Genomic DNA, 21,465 nt, shown 5'->3' with positions numbered 1-21,465 from the left:
TCGGGAAAGAGGGGTCGGTCAGACCGGGCGGAGCGGGCCGAGGCCCGTTCGCCGGCCGAAACCCTGACCGGCGCCCGCCATGGCATCCTGCGACGGCGTCTCGACCTTGCCTGCGTGGATCTGTTCGAGCAGCGCGGGCGTCAGCGGGCGTTCGAAATGGACGCCGACATCCTGGCCGTCGCGCCACATCACGCGTGCGCGGTGCGGGCCGGATCCGGCGATGAACAGCCTGATCGTCTCGCCGCTTTGCAAGGCGCCGCGCGGTTCGCAGATCCGGCAGCCGCCCTGCGAGATATCGGCCAGCCGTACGTCCCACTCCATGCCGCGCATGGTTCGGCAATGGCCGGTGGTATCGATGGCTTTGCGAGGCTGCTGGCGGGTTCTCATCACGTGATGTCGATACCCGCCCCTTGCCTTGCAGCCCGGCCTACTGGCAGCTCAGGCATTCCTCGTAGTCGGTTTCCTGGCCGGCCGCCGCGGCGAGTTCGAACTTGGTCGCGTCCTTGGTGTTGTCCGCTTCCACGCCGCCCGCGAAGCCTGCGCGCTGCACGCTCTTCGACCGCAGGTAGTAGAGCGACTTGATGCCCTTCTCCCACGCCTGGAAATGCAGCATCATCAGGTCCCACTTGTCGACGTCGGCCGGGATGAACAGGTTCAGCGACTGGGCCTGGTCGATGTAGGGCGCGCGATCGGCCGCGAACTCGAGCAGGTAACGCTGGTCGATCTCGAAGCTGGTCTTGAAGGTCGCCTTCTCTTCCGGCGTCAGGAAGTCGAGGTGCTGGACCGAACCGCCCTTCTCCAGGATCGAGTTCCAGACATTCGTCGAATCCTTGCTCTTTTCGCGCAGCAGCTTTTCGAGATACGGGTTCTTGACCACGAAGCTGCCCGACAGCGTCTTATGGGTATAGATGTTCGCCGGGATCGGCTCGATGCAGGCGCTGGTCCCGCCGCAGATGATCGAGATCGACGCGGTCGGCGCGATCGCCATCTTGCAGCTGAAGCGTTCCATCACGCCCATCTCTTCGGCATCCGGGCAGGCTCCGCGTTCCTGCGCCAGCAGCATCGAGGCTTCCGAAGCCTTCGACTGGATGTGCTTGAACATCTTCAGGTTCCAGACCTTCGCCATCGCGCTTTCGAGCGGCAGGTTCTTGGCCTGCAGGAAGGAGTGGAAGCCCATCACGCCGAGGCCGACCGAGCGTTCGCGCATGGCCGAATACTTCGCGCGCGCCATTTCTTCGGGTGCCCGGTCGATGTAATCCTGCAGGACGTTGTCGAGGAAGCGCATCACGTCCTCGATGAAGGTCTTGTCGCCCGACCATTCGTCCCACTTCTCGAGGTTGAGCGAGCTGAGGCAGCAGACCGCCGTGCGATCGTTGCCCAGGTGGTCGCGGCCCGTCGGCAGGGTGATTTCCGAACACAGGTTGGAGGTCGAAACCTTGAGTCCGAGCTCGCGGTGATGCTTGGGCATCATCCGGTTCACGGTGTCGTTGAAGACGATATAGGGCTCGCCAGTCGCCAGCCGGGTTTCGACCAGCTTCTGGAACAGCGAGCGCGCATCGACCGACCCGCGGACCGAACCATCGCGCGGCGATTTCAGGTCGAAACTGTCGCCCGCGCGGACCGCTTCCATGAACTCGTCGGTGACGAGCACGCCGTGGTGCAGGTTCAGCGCCTTGCGGTTGAAGTCGCCCGAGGGTTTGCGGATCTCGAGGAATTCCTCGATCTCCGGGTGCGAGATGTCGATGTAGCAGGCTGCCGAGCCGCGCCGCAGCGAGCCCTGCGAGATGGCGAGGGTGAGCGAATCCATCACCCGTACGAACGGGATGATGCCGCTGGTCTTGCCGTTGAGGCCGACCGGCTCGCCGATGCCGCGAACCTGGCCCCAGTAGGTGCCGATGCCGCCGCCCTTGGACGCGAGCCACACGTTCTCGTTCCACGTGCCGACGATCCCTTCGAGGCTGTCCTCGACGCTGTTGAGATAGCAGCTGATCGGCAGGCCGCGGTTGGTGCCGCCGTTCGAAAGCACGGGCGTTGCCGGCATGAACCACAGGCTCGAGATGTAATCGTAGAGCCGCTGGGCGTGCTCCTGATCGTCGGCATAGCAGTCGGCCACGCGGGCGAAGAGATCCTGGAACGTCTCGCCGGGCAGCAGGTAGCGGTCGATCAGCGTTTCCTTGCCGAATTCGGTCAGCAGCGCGTCGCGCTCCGCATCGGTGACGATGTCAAACCGGCGGTCGAGGATCTTCTTGCTGTCGGCCTTTTCCGCATTGGCCACAGCCGCGGCCGCGACCGCTTCGGCCAGCGCGGCATTCGCCTTGTCGCTGACCAGTTCCTCGCTTCCGAGATCGCTCTTGTCCATGCTCACAGCCTTGTCATCACGCGCGGTCGTATCGAGCTCGGCGTTGTCGCCGATCACGTCCTCTTCGAGCCCCATTGCCGCTTCGTCCCCGGTCCTGAAATCCATTGTCATCCCGCCCCGTTCAGCCCCAAAATATGCAACGGCCCCGCAGGACCGATGTTCCACTTGTGTTCGAATCAGCGCGAAGCACCATTCCTAGCATTTCGCAGCGACCAGGCGGCAATTACTTATACCCGGACTGTCCACAGAGCGTGCCTTGACGGCCCGCGAACGCGTCCACCGGAGCGTTACCGCAAATCCGGCGTAACAACTAGGTCTAGTAGGTGCCCCTGCCTTTCGAACCACTAGATAGTGAATCAGGAGCGAATTGCACGCAAGAGGGTAAATCGCGATTTACCGTCCGTTGCGAGCAGTAGACGCAGGTGTGTTAGCCTCGCACAACGCAGCGACGCGCCGGAATTCCTAGGCTTGGCCGGTGCGCAAGCCCCAAAATGAATCCGGCAAAAAAAATGCCGGGCAAAATCATGGTTTCAAGGGTTGCGACCCAATCGAATCCGGGCGCGCAATTTTCGAATCCGGGCGCGCCCTCCGGCGCACGCAATTTCGCCTGGCGGCGCGGCCGCGCGGCGATCAGCCGCCAGCCGATTTCGCATGTTCGGCGATCGCCTCGGCCAGCTCGTCGACCAGTTCCAGCGGCAAGTCGTGTCCCCAGCCCGGAATGGTCTTGATCTTCGCGCCGGGAATCGCCGCTGCCGTCGCATGGCCGTGCTCGACGGGGATCAGCGGATCGTCCTCGCCATGCAGCACCAGCGTCGGCACATCGAGCTGCTGGAGCATCCGGGTGCGGTCGCCATCGGAGATGATCGCGGCCATCTGCCGCAGCGGCCCCTCGGGGTAGACGCTGCGCTGCACCGCGGCACGGGTCCGCTCGCGCAGGCGGTCTTCGGGCGCCTGGTAGCCCGGGCTGCCGATCGTGCGCGCAACCTTGATGCCGTGTTCGACCAGCACGTCTTCTTCCAGGCTCGCCGGGCGCTGGACCAGCACCTGCATCGCCTCCTTCTTCGCCGGCTTCAGCTTGCTGTTGCCGGTGGTCGAGAAGACGGATGTCAGCGTGATGGTCTTGTCCGCGTGCCGCTCGGCAAAGCGTTGCGCGATCATGCCGCCCATCGAGCCGCCGACGATATGCGCCCTGTCGATGTCCAGCGCCTCGAGCAGGCCGGCCCCGTCGTCGGCCATGTCGCCGATCGTATAGGGCACCTTGGGACTGAAGCCGAGCTTGCGCATGATCGTGAGCTTGACCATGCCCGGCGCCTTCACCCCGTCGAACTTGTGGCTCAGGCCGATGTCGCGGTTGTCGTAGCGGATCACGCGGAAGCCGCGTTCGACCAGCGCGTCGACCAGTTCGTCCGGCCACAGGGTCATCTGCGCGCCGAAGCCCATGATCAGCAAGATCGGGGGCGCATTCGTGTCGCCGCGATCCTCGTAATGGATGGTGATGCCGTTGGCTTTTGTTTCGGGCATGCGCTCGGTCCCCTTTTTGCGTTTCTCTTTGCAATGCAGGTGAGCGCGTTTTGTCGCAAAAGTCCATGGCGAACTCGCGATTGCACCGACTATTCAGGCGACGATCAGGCCACTGCCGGTTAGGGTCGCGCCCATGAACAAACTCGCATGCCTTGCCCTGATCGCCCCGCTCGCCCTTGCCGCGCCCGCTTTCGCGCAAGGCGGTCCGCCGCCCGGAGTGGCCGGGCCTGCGGGAGCCGGCGGGCCGCCGCCCGCCCGGCCCGAAGGCTGGTCGGTCACGGTCGGCATCGCGCCGATCCTGAGCCCTGCATGGCAAGGCTCGGACGAGATGTCGCTGTCGGTCTTCCCGGACATCCGGCTCGACAATGGTGACGGCCTGACCGCTTCCGTCCCCGATGGCATCGTCTGGAGCGCGCTGGATGCCGACGGCTGGCGCGCCGGCCCGGTGGTGCGATACCGCTTCGGCCGCGACGAGGACGACGGCGGCTCGCCCTTCCTGATCACCGGCGGCAGCGACGCGCTGCTCGGCCTCGGCGACATAGACGGCTCGATCGAGGCCGGCGGCTTCGTCGAGAAACGCTTCGGCGCGCGCGGCGAATGGGAAGTCGGCGCACGCGTGCTGCGCGGCTTCGGAGGGCACGAGGGCGTGGTCGCGGATCTCTCGCTCGACCGGCGCTTTCGCAGCGGACGCACGATGGCCGCATTCGGCCCGCGGCTGACGCTTGCGAGCAAGGGCTATATGCAGCCCTACTTCGGGATCGATGCCGTGCAGTCGGCGAACAGCGGGCTGGCCGAGTACGATGCGGGTGGCGGCGTGCTGTCCTGGGGCGCGGGCGGCTCGGTCGTCCATCCCTTCGATCGCAATACCGCTGTGACGTTGTTCACCAGCCTGGAGCGGCTGGGCAAGGAGGCGACGGACTCGCCGCTGGTACGCGAGCGCGGCCAGCGCACGCAGTTCACGCTGGGCCTGGGCTTCGGCTACCGCTTCGGATTGTAGTAGCCAATTTGGCGCGAGTTCAGGCGGCCATGCCCTGTGACAACTCCTCGGGCATCAGCCGCTCGACGTGGTTCGCGAAATCGACATCGTTCCGCTTGCCTTCGCCGTCGATCGCGAAGCCGGGATAGCCCCTCTCGGCGATCTCGTCGCATATGTTGCGATAAGCATTGACCCCCCCCGAGATAGACCGTGAACACACGCGGCTTGCCGGGCACGTTGGCGCCCAGATACCAGGTGTCGGCCTGCGGATGCAGCGACATGTTGAAGAGCTCGTCCACATGTTCGCCCCAGACCTTTTCGGAGTCTGCCAGAGGCTCGAACGTGGTCGCTCCCCGTTCCCGCAAGTGGACCATTGCATCGGCGATCCACTCGACGTGCTGTTCGATCGAGACGATCATGTTGGAGCCGACCGAAGGGCTTTGCGGACCGGTGATCATGAACATGTTGGGGAAACCGACACTCATCAGACCGATATGCGTATGCGGACCGTCCACCCATTTGTCCCTGAGCTTCTCGCCGCCCTTCCCGCGTATGTCGATCCGTACCAGCGCGCCGGTCATGGCGTCGAAGCCCGTTGCCAGCACCAGTATGTCGGCTTCGTAGAACGCGCCCGAAGTGCGTACGCCGCCCGGTTCGATCCGCTCGATCGGCGTGGCATTGAGGTCGACCAGCTCGACATTGTCGCGGTTGAACATCTCGTAATAACCGATGTCGACGCATAGTCGCTTGGTCGTGATCGGATAGCTGCGCGGCGTCAGCAACTCGGCAGTTTCCGGATCATCGACCCTTTCCCGGATCTTGGCCCGGACGAACTCCGCCACACGCTCGTTGGCCTTGATGTCGGTTCCCGAATCGAGGTGGGAAATCATGAAGCCCACCAGCCCGCCCATCTGCCAGCGCTCTTCCATCTCGGCCTGGAACTCGTCCTCGGGGATGTCCCACACGAACTTGCGCGTCTGCGGCAATATGCGCGCCGCACCGAGCAGCGACTCCCGTTCGGCCTTGCGAAACTCTGCGTAGCGAGCCTTGAGGCCGGCAATGAACTCGGGGTCATTGGGATGGTTCTGCGCCGGCACGACATAGTTGGGCGTGCGCTGGAATATCGTGAGGGTCTCGGCTTGCTGGGCGATGATCGGGGTCGACTGGATCGCACTCGATCCGGTTCCCAGCACGGCGACTTTCTTGCCTTTGAAATCGACGCCTTCGTGCGGCCAATGTCCTGTCGCGTAGGTTTCCCCCGCGAAATCATCGAGGCCGCGAATATCCGGCCGATTGAATGTAGAAAGGCAGCCGACGCCAGTAATGAAATACTGCGCAGAAAAGCGCGCACCGTCGCTCGTGGCAACGTCCCAGCGACTTTCGCCCTCGTTCCAGAAAGCGCTCTCGATCCGGGTGTCGAACCGGATATCGCGGCGCAGGTCGAACCGCTCGGCTACGTGCTGGGCATACCGCAGGATTTCGGGCTGGGTGGCGTAGCGCTCGGACCATTCCCACTCCTGCTGCAAATCTTCGTCGAACGAGAAGGAATACTCGAAACTCTCGATATCGCAGCGCGCGCCTGGATACCGGTTATGGAACCACGTCCCGCCCACGTCGCTCGCCGCTTCGATGACTTTCGCGGAGAAGCCCAGGCCGCGAAGCTTGTGCAGCATGTACAGGCCGGCAAATCCCGCCCCGACAATGATTGCGTCGATTTCCTGCGGCTTCTCCATCGCCCTCTCCCTCGCTCAGGGAGAAAACATGCTCACAGCTATCGCAAGAGTCCAGCGCGGGACCTCAAGGCACCAGCACCGTGTCGCGCGCCACCGGATCGGTTTCCGGATAATCGAGCGTGAAGTGCAGCCCGCGGCTTTCATGCCGCTTGAGGGCCGATTGCACGATCAGGTCGGCCGCCTGGTGCAGATTGCGCAGCTCGATCAGATCGGTCGTGACCCGGAACGAGCCGTAATAATCGTCAATCTCCCGCCCCAGCGTGTCGATCCGGTGCGCCGCGCGTTCGAGCCGCTTGGTCGTGCGCACGATCCCGACGTAGTTCCACATGAAGCGGCGGATCTCCGTCCAGTTCTGCTTGATGACGACTTCCTCGTCGGAGTCGGTCACGCGGCTCTCATCCCATTCCTTGATCGCTGGCGGATCGTCGAGATCGTCCCAGCATTCGAGGATGTCCTTTGCCGCCGCCTCGCCGAAGACGAAGCATTCGAGGAGGGAATTGGACGCGAGGCGATTGGCGCCGTGCAGCCCGCTTTCGGTGCATTCGCCCGCCGCCCACAGGCCCGGCAGGTCGGTCCGCGCGTCAAGCCCGACCTTGACTCCGCCACAGGTGTAATGCTGCGCGGGCACGACCGGGATCGGTTCCTTGGTCATGTCGATGCCGAGGCCCATCAGCTTCTCGTAGATGGTCGGAAAATGCCCCCGCACGAAGTCGGCGGGCTGGTGGCTGATGTCGAGATGGACGTAGTCGAGGCCGTAACGCTTGATCTGGTCGTCGTTGGCGCGCGCCACGATATCGCGCGGAGCCAGCTCCATGCGCTCCGGATCGTATTTCTCCATGTAGCGCTCGCCCGTGACCGGGTTGAAAAGCCGCCCGCCCTCGCCGCGCACCGCCTCGGTGATGAGGAAGTTCTTGACGTCGAGATTGTAGAGGCAGGTCGGGTGGAACTGCATCATCTCCATGTTCGACACGCGGCAGCCTGCGCGCCAGGCCATCGCGATCCCGTCGCCCGTCGCACCGCGCGGCGCGGTCGAGAACAGGTAGACGCGGCCCGCGCCGCCGGCAGCGAGCACCGTCGCGCGTGCGACATGCGCCTCGACCTTGCCGCTCGCCTCGTCGAGCGCATAGACGCCCCACACCCGGCCATTGCCCGAATATTTCTCGGCGTTGCGGCCGGTGATGAAATCGATGCAGCTGCGCCCCGGCAGCAGGGTGATGTTGGGGCTCGCCTCGGCGGCCTTGAGCAGGGCTTCCTGCACCGCCCAGCCGGTCGCATCGTCGACATGGACGATGCGGCGGTGGCTATGTCCGCCTTCGCGCGTGAGGTGGAGGTCGCCGCTTTCCCGGTTGAACGGCACGCCGAGCTCGATCAGCCGGTCGATGCTTTCCGGCGCGTTCTCGATCACGAATTCGACCGTTTCGAGATCGTTCAGTCCCGCGCCGGCGATCATCGTGTCGCGGATGTGGTTCTCGAAGGTGTCGCCCGCGTCGAGCACGGCGGCGATGCCCCCTTGCGCCCATGCGGTCGAACCGCCGGTCAGCGAACCCTTGGCGAGCACCAGCACCTTGCGCCGTTCGGCAAGCGCGAGGGCAGCTGTGAGCCCGGCGGCGCCGGACCCGATGACAAGGACGTCGTGGGGCGTGGTCATCCACGCGTCATGGCGCGTGCCGCGCGGCGGCGCAAGCGCGCTGCGAGGCCGGTACGAACCTGATGCGGACGGGACGAATTTCCCGCGCGTTACAGACTTGTAACGGAGCCCTCGCGCAACACCGTAGTACTCCGGCGATGGAGCTACGGGAGGTCGCAACCATGCTCAAGGACCGGCTGCGCTGCTGGATCAACCTGCACGAGCCGGTCCGCAACCGGGTCCATACAGACGGCGCGATCTTTCGCGGGCTCTGCTGCCATTGCCACGCCCCGATCTATCGCGAGACTCCCAAGCGGTGGCGGGAGGATCGACTGGCGCCGGGGGGTGGCTTGCCGCGGAACTGACGCCAAAGTGCGCGCCATAAACATATGTTATAATGGAACTTTTCTCAGGTTCGACCGTCCAGTGCCGTGGAGGTCGCACTCATGGCATTTACGTGGATACGCTGTCTGTTCAATTCGCACCGGCCCATCCGGGATCGCGTCAGGACCGACGGCCCCAGTTTTACCGGCACCTGCAGGGATTGCGGAGCGACGATCTATCGCGAGTCGCATGGAGACTGGCGACGCACCGCCCGGTGACCGGCGGGTGATAGCGGTCAGCCCGCCGGAGCGATGACCAGCCGGTAGCCCGCATCGTAATCCGGTCGCTCCAGAAGACGGCCGTATTTCTCGCGCCAGGCACCACTGGCAAGGTCGGCCTCGAGACGGGCGAATCCCTCGTCGAGGCCGGACAGTTTCCAGAAGGACGAGCTTCCCTTCCTGAGGCGCGGGTCGAGATAGGCCTGCGGACGCGCCCAGTAGGCATAGAGAAACCCGTCGGTGCAGTCGCGCGGAACGGCGAGCGTTTCGATCACGACGTCCCTGCCCAGGTGCTCGCGATAGAAATCGAGCGGCGGCATCTGCGCGGCATCGAGTTCGGCCAGCGCCGGGACGTAATCCAGCAGCCAGATGCCGCGATGGGCCGGATCGAAAGTGAGCAGCACCACGCGCTGGCGCGCTACGCGCCGCATCTCCGCGAGGCCCTTCGCCTGGTCGGCCCAGTGGTGGATCGTCAGCACGGCCATGACCGCATCGAAGCTGTCGTCCGCGAAGGGCAGGCTCTCGGCCGCCCCTTGGACGACGGGCGCGGCGCCGGACGGGCGCTGCGCGATCATTTCCGCCGACGGCTCCAGCGCGGTGACGTCACGATCGGTCGGTTCGTAGGAGCCCGCGCCCGCGCCGACATTGAGCACGGTGCGCGCAGGGCCGAGGGCCGCGTCGATCCGCCGGGCGATCCTGTCATCGGGCTTCCTGAGATCGGCGTAATCGACGCCGATCTCGTCGTAGAGGGCGCTCACGCCGCGCCGGTCAGCTGGACGAAGACATCCTCCAGGTCGGCTTCGCGGGTGGTCACGTCCTCGATGGTAAAGCCTTGCTCCTGGATCACCGAAAGCACCTGGCCTGCGCTCATCCGGTCCTTGTCATAGGTGATCTCTATCGTCCGCTCGTCGAGCTTCTCGCTCTTGGCGAAGGCGTCGTTCGCGGGCGCTGCCACGACGTCGCGGTCGAGAGTGACCCGCACGATCTTCTCGCGCGCCATCTCCACCAGCTCGCGCGTCGGCTTGTTCGCGATGAGCTGGCCCTTGTCGATGATCGCGATCCGGTCGCACAGCTGCTCGGCCTCCTCGAGATAGTGCGTCGTCAGCACCACCGTCACGCCTTCGTCGTGGAGCCGCATCACCAGCTCCCACAACTGGCGCCGCAGTTCGACATCGACCCCGGCGGTCGGCTCGTCGAGCACCAGGATCGGCGGCGAGTGAACCATCGCCTTGGCCACCAGCAGCCGGCGTTTCATGCCGCCCGACAGCGTGCGTGCATAGGCATCGCGCTTGTCGGCTAGGCGAACCGCCTCGAGAAGCTCCTGCGATTTCCGCAATTCCTTCGCGATGCCGTAAAAGCCCGCCTGGTTCTCCAGCACCTCGAACGGCGTGAAGAACGGATCGAACACGATTTCCTGCGGCACGATGCCGATCGCCCGCTTCGCATTGCGCGGATTGCGATCGATGTCGAAGCCCCAGATCTCCGCCTCGCCGCCGGTCTTGGTGACCAGCCCGGCAAGGATGTTGATCAGCGTCGACTTGCCTGCGCCGTTGGGGCCGAGCAGGCCGAAGATGCCGCCTTCCGGCACGTCGAAGGTGACGCCCCTGAGCGCCAGCGTGCCCTCGCCCTCGCCGGCGGGAGCGTAGCGTTTCTGGAGGTTGCGGATGGCGATGGCGGGAGGTGTGTCGGACATGGGCGACGCTTTGGGCCGCAGACGCGCACAGGTAAAGTCCTGTTCGCGAGCGGGGCGGCCGGGAAGCAAGGTAATCGGTTATCGCCGCGTTAACCACGATCCTTCGCGCATTCTTGCGATGTCCATCGTTAACAAGGGCCTGCATGAAAACGCTGAGCCTCGCCGATCGATTCCCGCCAGGGTTGGTGCGCTTGTTCGCAAGCCTTTGCTTTGTCGTGGTTTTTTCCTTCGCGTGGGCAAATCCGGCACAGGCGCAGGCCCAGAGATCGGTCGATGTGCGGCTGGCGATCTTCGGCGAACTGACGATCACCAAAGTCAACGACCTCGATTTCGGCAATATCGTCGCGCCGGTTACCGGCACGGTACTGATGACCGCGACCGCCAGTCCGACCTGCACCGCGAGCGCGGGCCTGGTCCAGTCCGGCGTGTGCCAGCCGGCCGAGTTCGGCGGCCGCGGCGAGACGGGCCGAATCGTCCGCATCAAGAAACCGCCCAGCAACAAGATCACGCTGACCGGGCCCGGTGCCAACATGACGATCACCAGCCTGGTCCTCAATGGCAGTCCCGACCTGACTCTCGTCCAGGCGACCAGCGGCTACAGCCGCTTCCGGATCAATTCACCGACCGGTATCTTCGAGTTCCGGATCGGCGGAACGCTCAATGTCGGGGCAAACCAGGCCCCGGGCGTCTACACCGGCACGTTCCAGGTCGATATCCAGTACAACTGACCGCCGCCGGGCCGGCGAGCGTGTCGCGCCGATTGACGGCCTGCCCGCGCCGGATTATCGGCGGGCCGCATGAGCATCCCTCCGCCCGAGACGACCCTGGTCGAAACCCGCCGCGTCAGCTGTGACGGAGCCGGCGGCATCCGTGGCGGCAAAGCCTACCGGCCGGCCGCGCTCGGCCACCCGCGCGTTTTCCTCGAAATCGACGAACACGGCTACGTCGATTGCGGATATTGCGACCGGCGCTTCATCCTGAAGGGCGGCCCTGCCGACGGGGCCGACCAGTCGGAACTGCGCGACATCTCCTCCTCGGCCAGCTGACGAACGCCAGTCGGCGTTAGGGCGCGATTAACTCCGTCCCTTGACCAAAATTGCAGAGGCGCGAGCTTATCACGCAGCCACCGAAATGGGGGTATGACGTGATGACTATCGGATCCGGTCCGGCGCTCGACAGGGGGATGGCCAGTCTGGCTGCAGCCGTCCTGGCGATGGCACCGCTTGCGGCCATTGCGCAGGATAGCGATTCCGACGCGGTGGTGGCGGTCGTTCTGCCGCAGACGCTCGAAGTGATCGAGGATCTCGATTTCGGGCCGCTCGTCGATGCGGGTTCCGGCGGCACGCTCGTGGTCGACGGGACGACGAATCTCGTGACGACCGGGGGCACGGTCACTTCCGTCGGGGGATCGGCGCACCGCGCCACGTTCCGCTCGCGCTGGCCGCTGGGCACGGTGCTGTTCTACGGCGGCGATCCGAGCGTTACGCTGACGCGCATCGGCGGAACGGAACAGATGACGGCGACGCTGCTCTATTCGCGCGGCACGGGCCTCGCGAACGGGCCGATCTTCACATCGGTCAGGGCCACCGCGCTCGAGCAATATTACCATGCCGGCGGGATCCTGTTCGTGTCGGCGGGGCAGGCCCCCGGCGTCTACGAAGGGACGTTCAATTTCGGGATCGACAATTTCTGAGCGCAGTCCATCCGTGCGCTTGTCGTTTGCCCGCGGGCGCGCAGACCCTATATTGATCGGATGACCACAGCCGATCCTGCAATCCATCTCTACGATCCCTCGCGCCTTTCGCCCGACGAGGCGCAGGCGCTGACGTCACGGCTGCTGGCCGAATGCGACGACGGCGAACTCTACCTCCAGTTCAGTGCGAGCGAGAGCTTCACCTTCGACGACGGGCGACTGAAGACCGCGGACTACTCGCGCGATTCGGGCTTCGGCCTGCGCGGCGTGTCGGGAGAGATGACCGGCTTTGCCCATGCCAACGAAATCAGCGCGGCCGCGATCGCGCGGGCTGGCGAGACCCTCCGGCTGCTCGACCCGACGGCGCAGCAGATGGCCGCGCCGCCCCAGCGGTCCAACCGGCATCTCTACACCGCCGACAATCCGCTCGATTCGCTGGGCTTCGCCGAGAAGGTCAGGCTGCTTGAGACGATCGATGCGACGGCCCGCGCGCGCGATCCCCGGGTGGCGCAGGTAACCGCCAGCCTCACCGCCGAGTGGAACGTGATCGAGATCATCCGCCCGGACGGATACCGGGCGCAGGATATCCGCCCTCTCATTCGCCTCAACGTTTCGATCGTGGCCGAGGCAAACGGCCGGCGCGAACGCGGCACCTTCGGTTGCGGCGGCCGCTATCTCTACGACCGGATCATCGACGAGAGCGTGTGGATGCGCGCAGTCGACGAAGCCCTGGCGCAGGCATTGGTGAACCTCGAGAGCGAAGCGGCGCCCGCGGGCGAAATGACCGTCCTGCTCGGGCCCGGGTGGCCCGGCGTGCTCCTCCACGAGGCAGTCGGACACGGGCTCGAAGGCGATTTCAACCGCAAGGGCACGAGCGCCTTCAGCGGACGGATCGGTGAACGCGTGGCCGCGCCCGGCGTGACCGTCGTCGATGACGGGACCATCGCCGCGCGGCGCGGATCGCTCACCATCGATGACGAGGGCACGCCGACCACGGAAACGGTCCTTATCGAAGACGGTATCCTCAAAGGATACATGCAGGACCGCTTGAATGCGCGCCTGATGGGTATGGAGCCGACCGGCAATGGCCGCCGGCAAAGCTATGCCCATGCCCCCATGCCGCGGATGACCAACACCTTCATGCGCTCCGGCACCGACGATCCGGAAGAACTTCTCTCCCGCGTCGACAAGGGGATTTTCGCCAAGAGCTTCGGCGGCGGCCAGGTCGATATCGTGTCGGGCAAGTTCACTTTCAGCTGCACCGAGGCCTATAAGGTCGAAAAGGGCAGGATCGGCGCGCCGATCAAGGGGGCGACGCTGATCGGCGACGGACCGAGTGTGCTCACCAGGGTCATCGGGATCGGCAACGACCTTGCGCTTGATGAGGGCATCGGCATGTGCGGAAAGGCCGGACAAGGCGTCCCGGCGGGGGTCGGCCAGCCGACCCTGCTGATCAACGGATTGACGGTCGGCGGGACCGCCTGAGCGCGCTCGCGCCACCGGTTCATGTCGCGCCCGCTCACACGGCGCTCATGCACCATTCAGCGCTTTCTGGTAATCTGGTCGCCGCTTAGAGGAGTTACCTGATGACCCGAGTCGCAATGTCCGCCCTGATCGCCGCCTGCGCAGGTCTGCTTGCCGCCTCGCCGGCAGCCTCGATGGACCGGAAGACGGGCGAGGAAAAGCTCGCGGAAATGCTGGAAGGCCGTGTCGCGGGCGAGCCGGAAAATTGCATTCGCACCTTCGGCAACGGCAATCTCACCGTGATCGACAAGACCGCGCTGGTCTACAAGCGCGGCGACACGATCTGGGTCAATCGCACCCGCTTTCCCGAAACCCTCGACGACAACGATTACCTGGTGATCAAGAAGTACGGGACGACCGGCCAGCTGTGCCGGCTCGACAATGTGACCACGCGCGATCGCGGCGGGAATTTCTTCTCGGGTGTCATCTTCCTCGAAGACTTCGTCCCCTACCGCAAGCCAGCCGGCGCGGAAGGCTGACCGGCTGCGGCGGTTTGCGTCGCCGCATAATACTCGCACACATGGGAAACCGGGCAGGTCGGGCAGCGCGGGCTGCGCGCCTTGCACACGCGCTTGCCGAACTGGATCAACCAGAAATGCCCGTCGCGTAGCGTCCATTCGGGCGAGCGTTCCTCCAGCTGCTGCTCGGTCTTGTCAGCGGTCTTCGCATCGGTCAGGCCGATCCGGTTGCACACGCGGTGAACATGCGTGTCGACCGCGATCACGTCCTGGCCGAAGGTGAAGCTCAGCACGATGTCCGCGCATTTCCGGCCAATGCCCGGCAGTGCCATCAGCCCTTCACGGGTGTCCGGGACGACCCCGCTGTGCCGCTCCAGCAAGGCCGTGCAAAAGGCGCGGATATTGCGCGTCTTCATGTTGTAGAGCCCGCAAGGCTTGATCGCCGCCGCGATCGTCTCGTCGTCCAGCGCCAGCATCGCTTGCGGAGTGCGTGCCAGTGCGAACAGGTTCCGGGTCGCAGCCGCCGTGTTCCGGTCGAGCGACTGGGCCGAGAGCATGCAGGAGAGGCACGAACGGAAGGCGTCGGGCTGCCCCTTGGGGCCCTTCGCGCCATTCGTGCGGCCCGGCATGACCTCGGCCAGGATGCGGTAGACTTCCTCGACCTGCGGCGCGCTCAGCACGGCAGCGGATCGTCCACCTTCTCCAGCGCGGGATAGTCGGTGTAGCCCTCCATGCCGCCACCGTAATATGTGTCGGGGTTGTCCTCGTTATAGGGACCGTCCTGCGCGATCCGTTCCGGCAGGTCGGGATTGGCGAGGAACATGCGCCCGAAAGCGATGGCATCGGCATGGCCGTCGGCGATCCATGTGGCGCCGAGTTCGGGCGAGATATTGCCGTTGGCGATGAACGGACCGTCGAAAGCGGCGCGCATGTCGTGGAGGATCTGGTCGCCTTCGTTTTTCTCGCCGTCCGCACCGCCGTGATCGGTCGCGCGCACGACGTGCAGATAGGCCAAGCCTCGTCCGGCGAGCAATTTGGCAGCAGCGGGATAGGTTTCTTCCGGCTTCTCGTCAGCGCTGCCTCCCGCCCCGCCGATCGGGGTCAGGCGCACGCCGACGCGATCCGCCGGAAGTTCTGCAGTCACCGCCTCGATCGCCCCGCCGAGCAGGCGGAGCCGGTTTTCGAGGCTCCCGCCATAGTCGTCGTCGCGCTTGTTGACGCCCGACCGCATGAACTGGTCGATCAGGTAGCCGTTCGCGGCGTGGAGCTCGACGCCGTCGAAGCCGGCGGCGGCGGCGCAGCGCGCGGCATGGTGGTAATCGTCCAGCACCTGGCAGATTTCGTCGGTCGTCAGCGCCCGCGCTTCCTGGAAGGGAACTTGCGGACCATCGGGATGGCGATCGCCGACGAAGGCTTCGCCTTCCGGCGTCCACGCGCTTGACGAGACCGGCTGCTTTCCGTCCGGCTGGAAAACCGGGTGGCTGACCGCGCCGACGTGCCAGAGCTGGCAGAAGATGCGCCCGCCCGCATTGTGGACCGCGTCGGTCACCGGCTTCCAGCTTTCGACTTGCTCATCGGTGAAGATGCCCGGCGTCCAGGCATAGCCCTGTCCCTGCTGGCTGATCTGCGTCGCTTCCGACACGATCAGTCCCGCGCCTGCGCGCTGCGCGTAATAGAGGGCGTGGAGCCCTGTCTGCGTGTTGACCTTCGCATCCGAGCGCGAACGGGTGAGCGGCGCCATGAAGATACGGTTGGGCGCTTCGAATGCACCGATGCGAACGGGATCGAACAGCGGGGCGAGTTCGGTCTTGGTCGGGGTGGAATGTGTCATGCGGTCTCCGATGGGTGTCTTTGCACTCCCAACGGCATCGGCCGGTGCGCGTTCCGCGGCTACGTCGCCAGCCGCGTCCGGCCTGTCTCGCACAAGGCCTGGGCCGGGCACTGCCCGCATTCGAGATGGCTCGGCCGGCAGTAGCTCTGGCCGAGCTTCTTCATCAGCAAATGATGCTCGTCGTAATCGGATGCCGACCACTCAGGCGGCATGGCGGGCATGATCGCGTCGAACGCCCGGTCGGTCGTTGCCTTGGGCGGGACCAGTCCCATGCGCTGGAGGATGCGGGTGTGATGCCCGTCGAGCACGATCGCACGCCGATCGAGAGTCGAGGCATTCATCACGCCAGCCGCGATCTTGCGCCCGATGCCGGGAAGCTGCTCGAGCCATCGCATCGCCGCCGCCGTCTCCATCCCGGCGAGATGCGCCAGGTCGACCGATCCGCGCCGCTCGATCAATGCGGTCAGACTGGCTTTCAACCGCTCGGCGGCGATGTTGGGATAGGTTTGGGTCGCCAGCTCGGCCTGGAGTTCTTCGAGCGGCGCCTCGGCTACCGCCTCCCAGGAGCCGTATCTGGCAAACAGGCGATCGGTCGCCGCGTTGGAGACGGGTGACTTGGTCCGCGCGCCAATGACGCCTTGCACCAGCACCCATTCCGGCTTGCGCCATTCGGCCGCCGCCCGTTCGATCCGCCCGAAACGCTGCACGAGCAGGGGTTGCAGCCTGCGCAGTATCTCGCTGCGCGGATCGGGACCGAGATCGAACTGCATCGCGAACAGATGCGGGCGGGCAAGTGTTACTGGCGAAGCTGGCCGCGAATGGCGCCCTTCGGATATTCGGCGGTGTGGACGTTCACGTAATAGTTCGACAGGCCTTCATCGAAAGCCCGCTGGACCCAGGAGGTGTCGCTGCTGCAACCGCGCCAGCCGCCTTCGGTCGCCTGCTGCAACGCCAGTACGACCGGGCCGTCGACGCCTGCGGACCCGCGATGGATATGCGCCCCGGTGATCGGTCCGAGGCCGCGCAGGTCGTTCAAGTCCCAGCACACGCGCTTCAATTCATCGGCGAAGCTGATATCTGCCGTACCCGACCCGTCGGGATCGCCGCGATGCACTTCGTTGGCACCGCGCAGTTCTGCCTTGTAGGTCGACGAGATCGCCTCGGTATAGGTTTGCTGGACGGTTTCGCACCCGGTCAGGGCAACGGCGGCGGTAGCGATGACGAGAAGTCGGCGGATCATGCAGGTTCCCCTTGCGGCTTGGTGCGTTGCAGGGTGAACGAGAGGGGGCACACGATGTTCCGGTTCCGGCTGCGTCCGAGGCGCCGGAATGCCGTCAGATCACTCCCACTCGATCGTGCCGGGCGGTTTGCTCGTGTAATCGTAGACGACGCGGTTCACGCCCTGCACCTCGTTGACGATGCGAGTGGCGCATTGGGTCAGAAAGGCCGCATCGAAGGGATAGACATCGGCGGTCATGCCATCGGTGCTGGTCACGGCGCGCAAGGCGCAAACGCTGTCGTAGGTGCGATAATCCCCCATCACGCCCACGGTCTTGACCGGCAGCAGCACGGCAAAGGCCTGCCAGATCGCATCGTAGAGCCCGGCCTTGCGGATCTCGTCGAGATAGATCGCATCGGCTTTCCTGAGGATATCGCAGCGCTCCTTGGTGACCTCGCCGGGAATGCGGATCGCCAGACCGGGGCCGGGAAAAGGGTGCCGTCCGACGAACTGGTCGTTGAGGCCCAGCTCGCGGCCCAGTTCGCGGACTTCGTCCTTGAACAGCTCGCGCAAGGGTTCGACCAGTTTCATGTTCATGCGTTCGGGCAGGCCACCGACATTGTGGTGGCTCTTGATCGTCACCGACGGTCCGCCGGTGAAGGACACGCTCTCGATCACGTCGGGATAAAGCGTGCCCTGGGCGAGGAAGTCGGCCCCGCCGATCTTCTTTGCCTCTTCCTCAAACACGTTGATGAATTCCGCGCCGATGAACTTGCGCTTCTTCTCGGGGTCGGTGACGCCCGCCAGCCCGCTCATGAAACGTTCTTCGGCGTCCACCACGACGAGCGGGATGTTGTAGTGATCGCGAAACAGCGTCTCGACCTGCTCGCGCTCGTTCAGGCGCAGCAGGCCGTGGTCGACGAATACGCAGGTCAACTGGTCGGTGCCCGAATCCTTCAGCGCCTCGTGGATGAGGATCGCGGCGACCGAGCTGTCCACGCCTCCCGAAAGGCCGCAGATGACTTTGCCGTCGCCGACCTGGGCGCGGATCTCGGCCTTCTTGGTTTCGCGATAGGCCGCCATCGTCCAGTCGCCGGCGAGACCGCAGACCTTGTGCACGAAATTGGCCAGCAACTTGCCGCCGTCGGGCGTATGGACGACTTCCGGGTGGAACTGCGTGCCGTAGAACTTGCGCTTCTCGTCGGCGATGACCGCGAACGGCGCGCCATCGGATATGGCGACGATCTCGAAGCCGGGCGCGAAGCGGGTCACCGTATCACCGTGGCTCATCCAGACCTGGTGACGCTCGCCCACTTTCCACAAACCGTCGAACAGCGCACAGTCTTGAGTGACGGTGAGATAGGCGCGGCCGAACTCCCCGCCGTCTCCGACCTCGTGACCGGGCCGCACCTCGCCGCCCAACTGGTGGCTCATCACCTGCTGGCCGTAGCAGATGCCCAGGATCGGCACGCCGGCCTCGAACAGCATTTCGGGCGCACGCGGGCTTCCCTCTTCGGGCACGCCGGCGGGCGATCCCGACAGGATGATCCCCTTGGGCCGCAGGCGACGGAATGCCTCCTCAGCCTGCGTGAACGGGGCGATTTCTGAATAGACCCCAGCCTCGCGCACGCGGCGGGCGATCAACTGGGTCACCTGGCTGCCGAAATCGACGATCAGGATCGTGTCACTGGCGGAATCGGAAAGAAGCACGTCGTCCATCCGCGAACCCTTGGCGGCGGCAGGCGAAGCTGTCCAGCCGGACCGTGCACCCGTCCGCAGTTCGGTGCGTTCGACGCAAGCACTGTGACTCTTTTCGCACTTGCAGCACGGCTTGCTGCAACGCACCATAACGCCCGAACCCGCGCTCTAGACCGGGACACCAACAGGGATGTTTTCACAAAGGCGGCACACGAACCAGGAGATGAATCATGCGTAACCTCTTCATGCCCGTTCTCGCCGCAACCGTCGTTGCGATCGCTGCTCCGGCAGCGGCGAAGCCCGAGCGCGTCGAAATCCAGATCGATCACGCCGATCTCGACCTGACCAAGACCGCAGACCTCGCCGTCCTCGAGAAGCGGATCGCCAGCGCGGTCGACAAGGCCTGCACCTATCGCTCGGTAGCGATCCCCGGCGGCAAGGCCGTCGATCGCGAGTGCGTCGCTGGTGCCACCCGCCAAGCGCTCGCACAGCTGGAACAGCGGCGCACCAACCGGGTCGCCAGCGCGAACTGAAAACGGCGCGAATGCAGCAATGCGGGGGGCGGCACGAAAGTGTCGCCCTTCGTGTTTGCGCCATGCGGCTTTTGCCCTGAATGTTGCGTAAAGCGCAACAACGCCTGACGTTTTCTCACTTTATGTTGCAGCGCAGTAATATTATTTCACTGCCATAGCCGGGCGGCGGATCTCCCTCTCCCTCCCCCTGATTCCCGCCCGGCAGCAACAGGAGGAAGCTATGCAGAAACTTGCATCGCACATCCTGGTCTTCCTGGTGGCGGGTCTCGTCACCACCGTGACCTTCAGCGCGACCATCGCCTGACCGTCATCGAAGACAGCGACCTAGACGCGGCTGCAACCCTCTCCCAGTCCCCCCGGGACGCAGCCGCGTCAGGGTCGCACAGGATTCCGTTCCAGCGCGTCAAACGGCGCTATTATTCCACCGGATCGAGCGTGGCCGCCAGTTCGCGCAGCTCCGTTTTCAGCAGCTTGCCGATATGGCTGCGCGGCATCTCGTCGATCGCGTGGAGCGCGGCCAGCCGCTGTGTCTTGCCGAGCCGACCGTTCACCGCCGCCATGACCTCGGCCGGGTCTGCCGTCCGATCCTTCAAGGTCACGAAACCGACCGGCGTTTCGCCCCAGCGCCGCGAGGGCACGCCGATCACGGCGGCTTCGGCGACCGCGTCTTCCTTCTCCAGTTCCGCCTCGAGATCGGATGGGAAGATGTTGAACCCGCCGGAAATGATCATGTCCTTGGAACGGCCGACCAGTTCGACGAAGCCGTCCTCGTCGATGCGGCCGATATCGCCCATCCGCTGCCAGGCCTGCCCGGTCTCGGGGTGGGTCCAGTAGCCCTCGCGGGTCTTGCCCGGCTGGTTCTTGTAGCCGGCCATCATCGTCTGCGAGAGGCCGACGAGATTGCCCGGCGTACCCGGCGGCACCTCGTTGTCCTCGTCGTCGAGCACTTTGAGCTCGCTCCCCGGCGCAGGCCGCCCCACGGTGTGCAACTTGTCCGGGAACTCATGCGCGGCGAGCAGGCAGACCACGCCGCCCTCGGTCATCGAGTAGATCTCCACCAGCGTACCCGGCATCCGGTCGAGCACCTCGCGCTTGAGCTGCGCGGAAAACGGTGCCGAGGTGCAGTATTTGACGCGCAGGGCGGACAGGTCGAAATCGTCGAAGCCGTCGAAATCCATCAGCCGCTGGTACTGGACCGGCACGAGCATGGTGACGGTCACCTTCTCGTCCTGCGCGTATTGCAGCCACCGCGCCGTGTCGAACTTGCCCATCACGCGCACGGTCCCGCCCGCCAGCAGCGGCGCGAGGAAGGCGACCATGGTCGTGTTCGAATAGAGCGGGGTGGATGCGAGGCTGCGGATTTCCGCAGCGCTTTCGAGCCAGCTCGCCGCCGTGAAGGCGAATTGCCGCCAGCGCATCTGGTGCGAATGCACGATGCCCTTGGGAATGCCGGTCGTGCCCGAGGAGTAGATGATGTTGAAGTCGTCCTTCGGGCCGGGATCGAACGGCGCGGCCGTGGTCCCCGGCTTCGCCATCCAGCTATCCAGCTCTTCATCGAGAATCACGCGGTGCGGCACGCCCGATCCGAAATCCTGGTCCGAGCCGGCATTGAGTTCGGCAAGGCGGGCGCGCGTGACAAACAGGTGATCCGCTCCGCTGTCGGCCAGCATACCGGCAAGCTGCTCGCGGCTGGCGCTGGTCGTGAGCGGGGCGGCCACCCCGCCCGCGCGGACCGCGGCCAGGAACACGAGGGCATAGGGGATCGACGATAGACCGAGGATCGCGACCGACTGACCCTTCGCAAGGCCGGTTTCCTGCAGGCGCGCGGCGATGCGTTCGACCCGGTCGCCCAGCTCGCCCCAGTTCAGCTCGCCCGCGTCGTCGCGCAGGGCGGGCTTGTCGGGCTGCGCTGCGGCCCAGCGGGCGATGATTTTCGGAAAGTCGCCGAAGGGCTCGGCGAGCATGGCGGCGCTCGGTGTATCTCCCATGCGCCGCTTC

21 protein-coding genes are annotated in these 21,465 nt (G+C 65.1%); 8 read left to right on the top strand and 13 right to left on the bottom strand.

Annotation, left to right across the window (positions count from 1 at the left end; all coding sequences use genetic code 11):
* Positions 1-18: 18 nt before the first annotated feature.
* The 3 genes from GRI48_RS09865 to GRI48_RS09855 form a co-directional block, all read right to left on the bottom strand.
* A complete protein-coding gene (locus GRI48_RS09865; RefSeq protein WP_160674765.1) occupies positions 19-387 on the bottom strand; it encodes a PilZ domain-containing protein in 369 nt (122 codons plus the stop codon).
* Positions 388-427: 40 nt separating this feature from the next.
* Positions 428-2,464, bottom strand: coding sequence for a ribonucleoside-diphosphate reductase subunit alpha (locus tag GRI48_RS09860; RefSeq protein WP_160674762.1), 2,037 nt, complete (start codon positions 2,462-2,464; stop codon positions 428-430).
* A 525-nt stretch (positions 2,465-2,989) separates the two neighbouring features.
* Positions 2,990-3,880, bottom strand: coding sequence for an alpha/beta fold hydrolase (locus GRI48_RS09855; RefSeq protein ID WP_160674759.1), 891 nt, complete (start codon positions 3,878-3,880; stop codon positions 2,990-2,992).
* 133 nt (positions 3,881-4,013) lie between these two features.
* Here GRI48_RS09855 and GRI48_RS09850 point away from each other — a divergent pair, with 133 nt between their 5' ends.
* Positions 4,014-4,877 (top strand): MipA/OmpV family protein, encoded by an 864-nt coding sequence (locus GRI48_RS09850; protein ID WP_160674756.1) that lies wholly within the window; start codon positions 4,014-4,016, stop codon positions 4,875-4,877.
* On the opposite strand, the gene GRI48_RS09845 is transcribed toward GRI48_RS09850, so the two are convergent.
* Together GRI48_RS09845 and nadB are read right to left on the bottom strand one after the other, a co-directional pair.
* Entirely contained in the window at positions 4,859-6,589 is a 1,731-nt protein-coding gene (locus GRI48_RS09845) for a flavin-containing monooxygenase (RefSeq protein ID WP_237451807.1), read from the bottom strand. The two genes, GRI48_RS09850 and GRI48_RS09845, sit on opposite strands and share 19 nt — an antisense overlap.
* A 64-nt stretch (positions 6,590-6,653) precedes the next feature.
* Positions 6,654-8,237 (bottom strand): L-aspartate oxidase, encoded by a 1,584-nt coding sequence (gene nadB / locus GRI48_RS09840; RefSeq protein ID WP_160674753.1) that lies wholly within the window; start codon positions 8,235-8,237, stop codon positions 6,654-6,656.
* Positions 8,238-8,374: 137 nt separating this feature from the next.
* Between nadB and GRI48_RS09835 the strand changes: the two genes are divergently transcribed.
* A complete protein-coding gene (locus GRI48_RS09835) occupies positions 8,375-8,581 on the top strand; it encodes a hypothetical protein (RefSeq protein WP_160674750.1) in 207 nt (68 codons plus the stop codon).
* Positions 8,582-8,835: 254 nt separating this feature from the next.
* Here GRI48_RS09835 and GRI48_RS09830 read toward each other — a convergent pair whose 3' ends face one another.
* Both GRI48_RS09830 and GRI48_RS09825 read right to left on the bottom strand, forming a co-directional pair.
* Positions 8,836-9,576: a methyltransferase domain-containing protein gene (locus GRI48_RS09830; protein ID WP_160674747.1), complete on the bottom strand. Its 741-nt coding sequence runs from the start codon at positions 9,574-9,576 to the stop codon at positions 8,836-8,838.
* Positions 9,573-10,511, bottom strand: a complete 939-nt coding sequence (locus GRI48_RS09825; protein WP_160674744.1) for an ABC transporter ATP-binding protein — start codon at positions 10,509-10,511, stop codon at positions 9,573-9,575. The genes GRI48_RS09830 and GRI48_RS09825 overlap by 4 nt, the downstream gene beginning before the upstream one ends.
* Positions 10,512-10,726: 215 nt before the next feature.
* On the opposite strand from GRI48_RS09825, the gene GRI48_RS09820 reads away from it, so the two are divergent.
* The 5 genes from GRI48_RS09820 to GRI48_RS09800 all read left to right on the top strand — a co-directional run bounded on the left by GRI48_RS09820 (position 10,727) and on the right by GRI48_RS09800 (position 14,207).
* Positions 10,727-11,239, top strand: a complete 513-nt coding sequence (locus GRI48_RS09820) for a DUF4402 domain-containing protein (protein ID WP_160674741.1) — start codon at positions 10,727-10,729, stop codon at positions 11,237-11,239.
* A gap of 69 nt (positions 11,240-11,308) precedes the next feature.
* Positions 11,309-11,557, top strand: a complete 249-nt coding sequence (locus tag GRI48_RS09815) for a zinc-finger domain-containing protein (RefSeq protein ID WP_160674738.1) — start codon at positions 11,309-11,311, stop codon at positions 11,555-11,557.
* A 101-nt stretch (positions 11,558-11,658) separates the two neighbouring features.
* Entirely contained in the window at positions 11,659-12,204 is a 546-nt protein-coding gene (locus GRI48_RS09810; protein ID WP_160674735.1) for a DUF4402 domain-containing protein, read from the top strand.
* Positions 12,205-12,264: 60 nt separating this feature from the next.
* Positions 12,265-13,689 (top strand): metalloprotease TldD, encoded by a 1,425-nt coding sequence (gene tldD / locus GRI48_RS09805; protein WP_160674732.1) that lies wholly within the window; start codon positions 12,265-12,267, stop codon positions 13,687-13,689.
* A gap of 101 nt (positions 13,690-13,790) precedes the next feature.
* A complete protein-coding gene (locus GRI48_RS09800) occupies positions 13,791-14,207 on the top strand; it encodes a hypothetical protein (RefSeq protein WP_160674729.1) in 417 nt (138 codons plus the stop codon).
* Here GRI48_RS09800 and GRI48_RS09795 read toward each other — a convergent pair.
* From GRI48_RS09795 to guaA, 5 genes are all read right to left on the bottom strand, one after another.
* Entirely contained in the window at positions 14,177-14,866 is a 690-nt protein-coding gene (locus GRI48_RS09795) for an endonuclease III (protein ID WP_160674726.1), read from the bottom strand. The two genes, GRI48_RS09800 and GRI48_RS09795, sit on opposite strands and share 31 nt — an antisense overlap.
* Positions 14,860-16,017 carry an alkene reductase gene (locus GRI48_RS09790; protein WP_160674723.1) on the bottom strand — a complete coding sequence of 386 codons (1,158 nt, stop codon included), beginning with the start codon at positions 16,015-16,017 and terminating at the stop codon, positions 14,860-14,862. The genes GRI48_RS09795 and GRI48_RS09790 overlap by 7 nt, the downstream gene beginning before the upstream one ends.
* Before the next feature lie 59 nt (positions 16,018-16,076).
* On the bottom strand, positions 16,077-16,787 hold the full coding sequence (locus tag GRI48_RS09785) for an endonuclease III domain-containing protein (protein WP_160674720.1): 711 nt from the start codon (positions 16,785-16,787) through the stop codon (positions 16,077-16,079).
* A 26-nt stretch (positions 16,788-16,813) separates the two neighbouring features.
* On the bottom strand, positions 16,814-17,257 hold the full coding sequence (locus GRI48_RS09780) for a CHRD domain-containing protein (protein WP_160674717.1): 444 nt from the start codon (positions 17,255-17,257) through the stop codon (positions 16,814-16,816).
* A gap of 99 nt (positions 17,258-17,356) precedes the next feature.
* Positions 17,357-18,955 carry a glutamine-hydrolyzing GMP synthase gene (gene guaA, locus GRI48_RS09775; protein ID WP_160674714.1) on the bottom strand — a complete coding sequence of 533 codons (1,599 nt, stop codon included), beginning with the start codon at positions 18,953-18,955 and terminating at the stop codon, positions 17,357-17,359.
* Between the two features lie 209 nt (positions 18,956-19,164).
* Between guaA and GRI48_RS09770 the strand changes: the two genes are divergently transcribed.
* Complete coding sequence (locus GRI48_RS09770; protein ID WP_160674711.1) at positions 19,165-19,467, top strand: UrcA family protein; 303 nt, start codon at positions 19,165-19,167, stop codon at positions 19,465-19,467.
* A 416-nt stretch (positions 19,468-19,883) separates the two neighbouring features.
* Here GRI48_RS09770 and GRI48_RS09765 read toward each other — a convergent pair whose 3' ends face one another.
* Complete coding sequence (locus GRI48_RS09765; RefSeq protein ID WP_160674708.1) at positions 19,884-21,455, bottom strand: class I adenylate-forming enzyme family protein; 1,572 nt, start codon at positions 21,453-21,455, stop codon at positions 19,884-19,886.
* Between the last annotated feature and the right edge of the window lie 10 nt (positions 21,456-21,465).

It is taken from the genome of Qipengyuania oceanensis, from assembly GCF_009827535.1.
Classification (GTDB): Bacteria; Pseudomonadota; Alphaproteobacteria; order Sphingomonadales; family Sphingomonadaceae; genus Qipengyuania_C; species Qipengyuania_C oceanensis.
The sequence above is the reverse complement of the archived record's forward strand: the minus strand, read 5'-3'. Positions and strand labels throughout refer to the sequence as shown.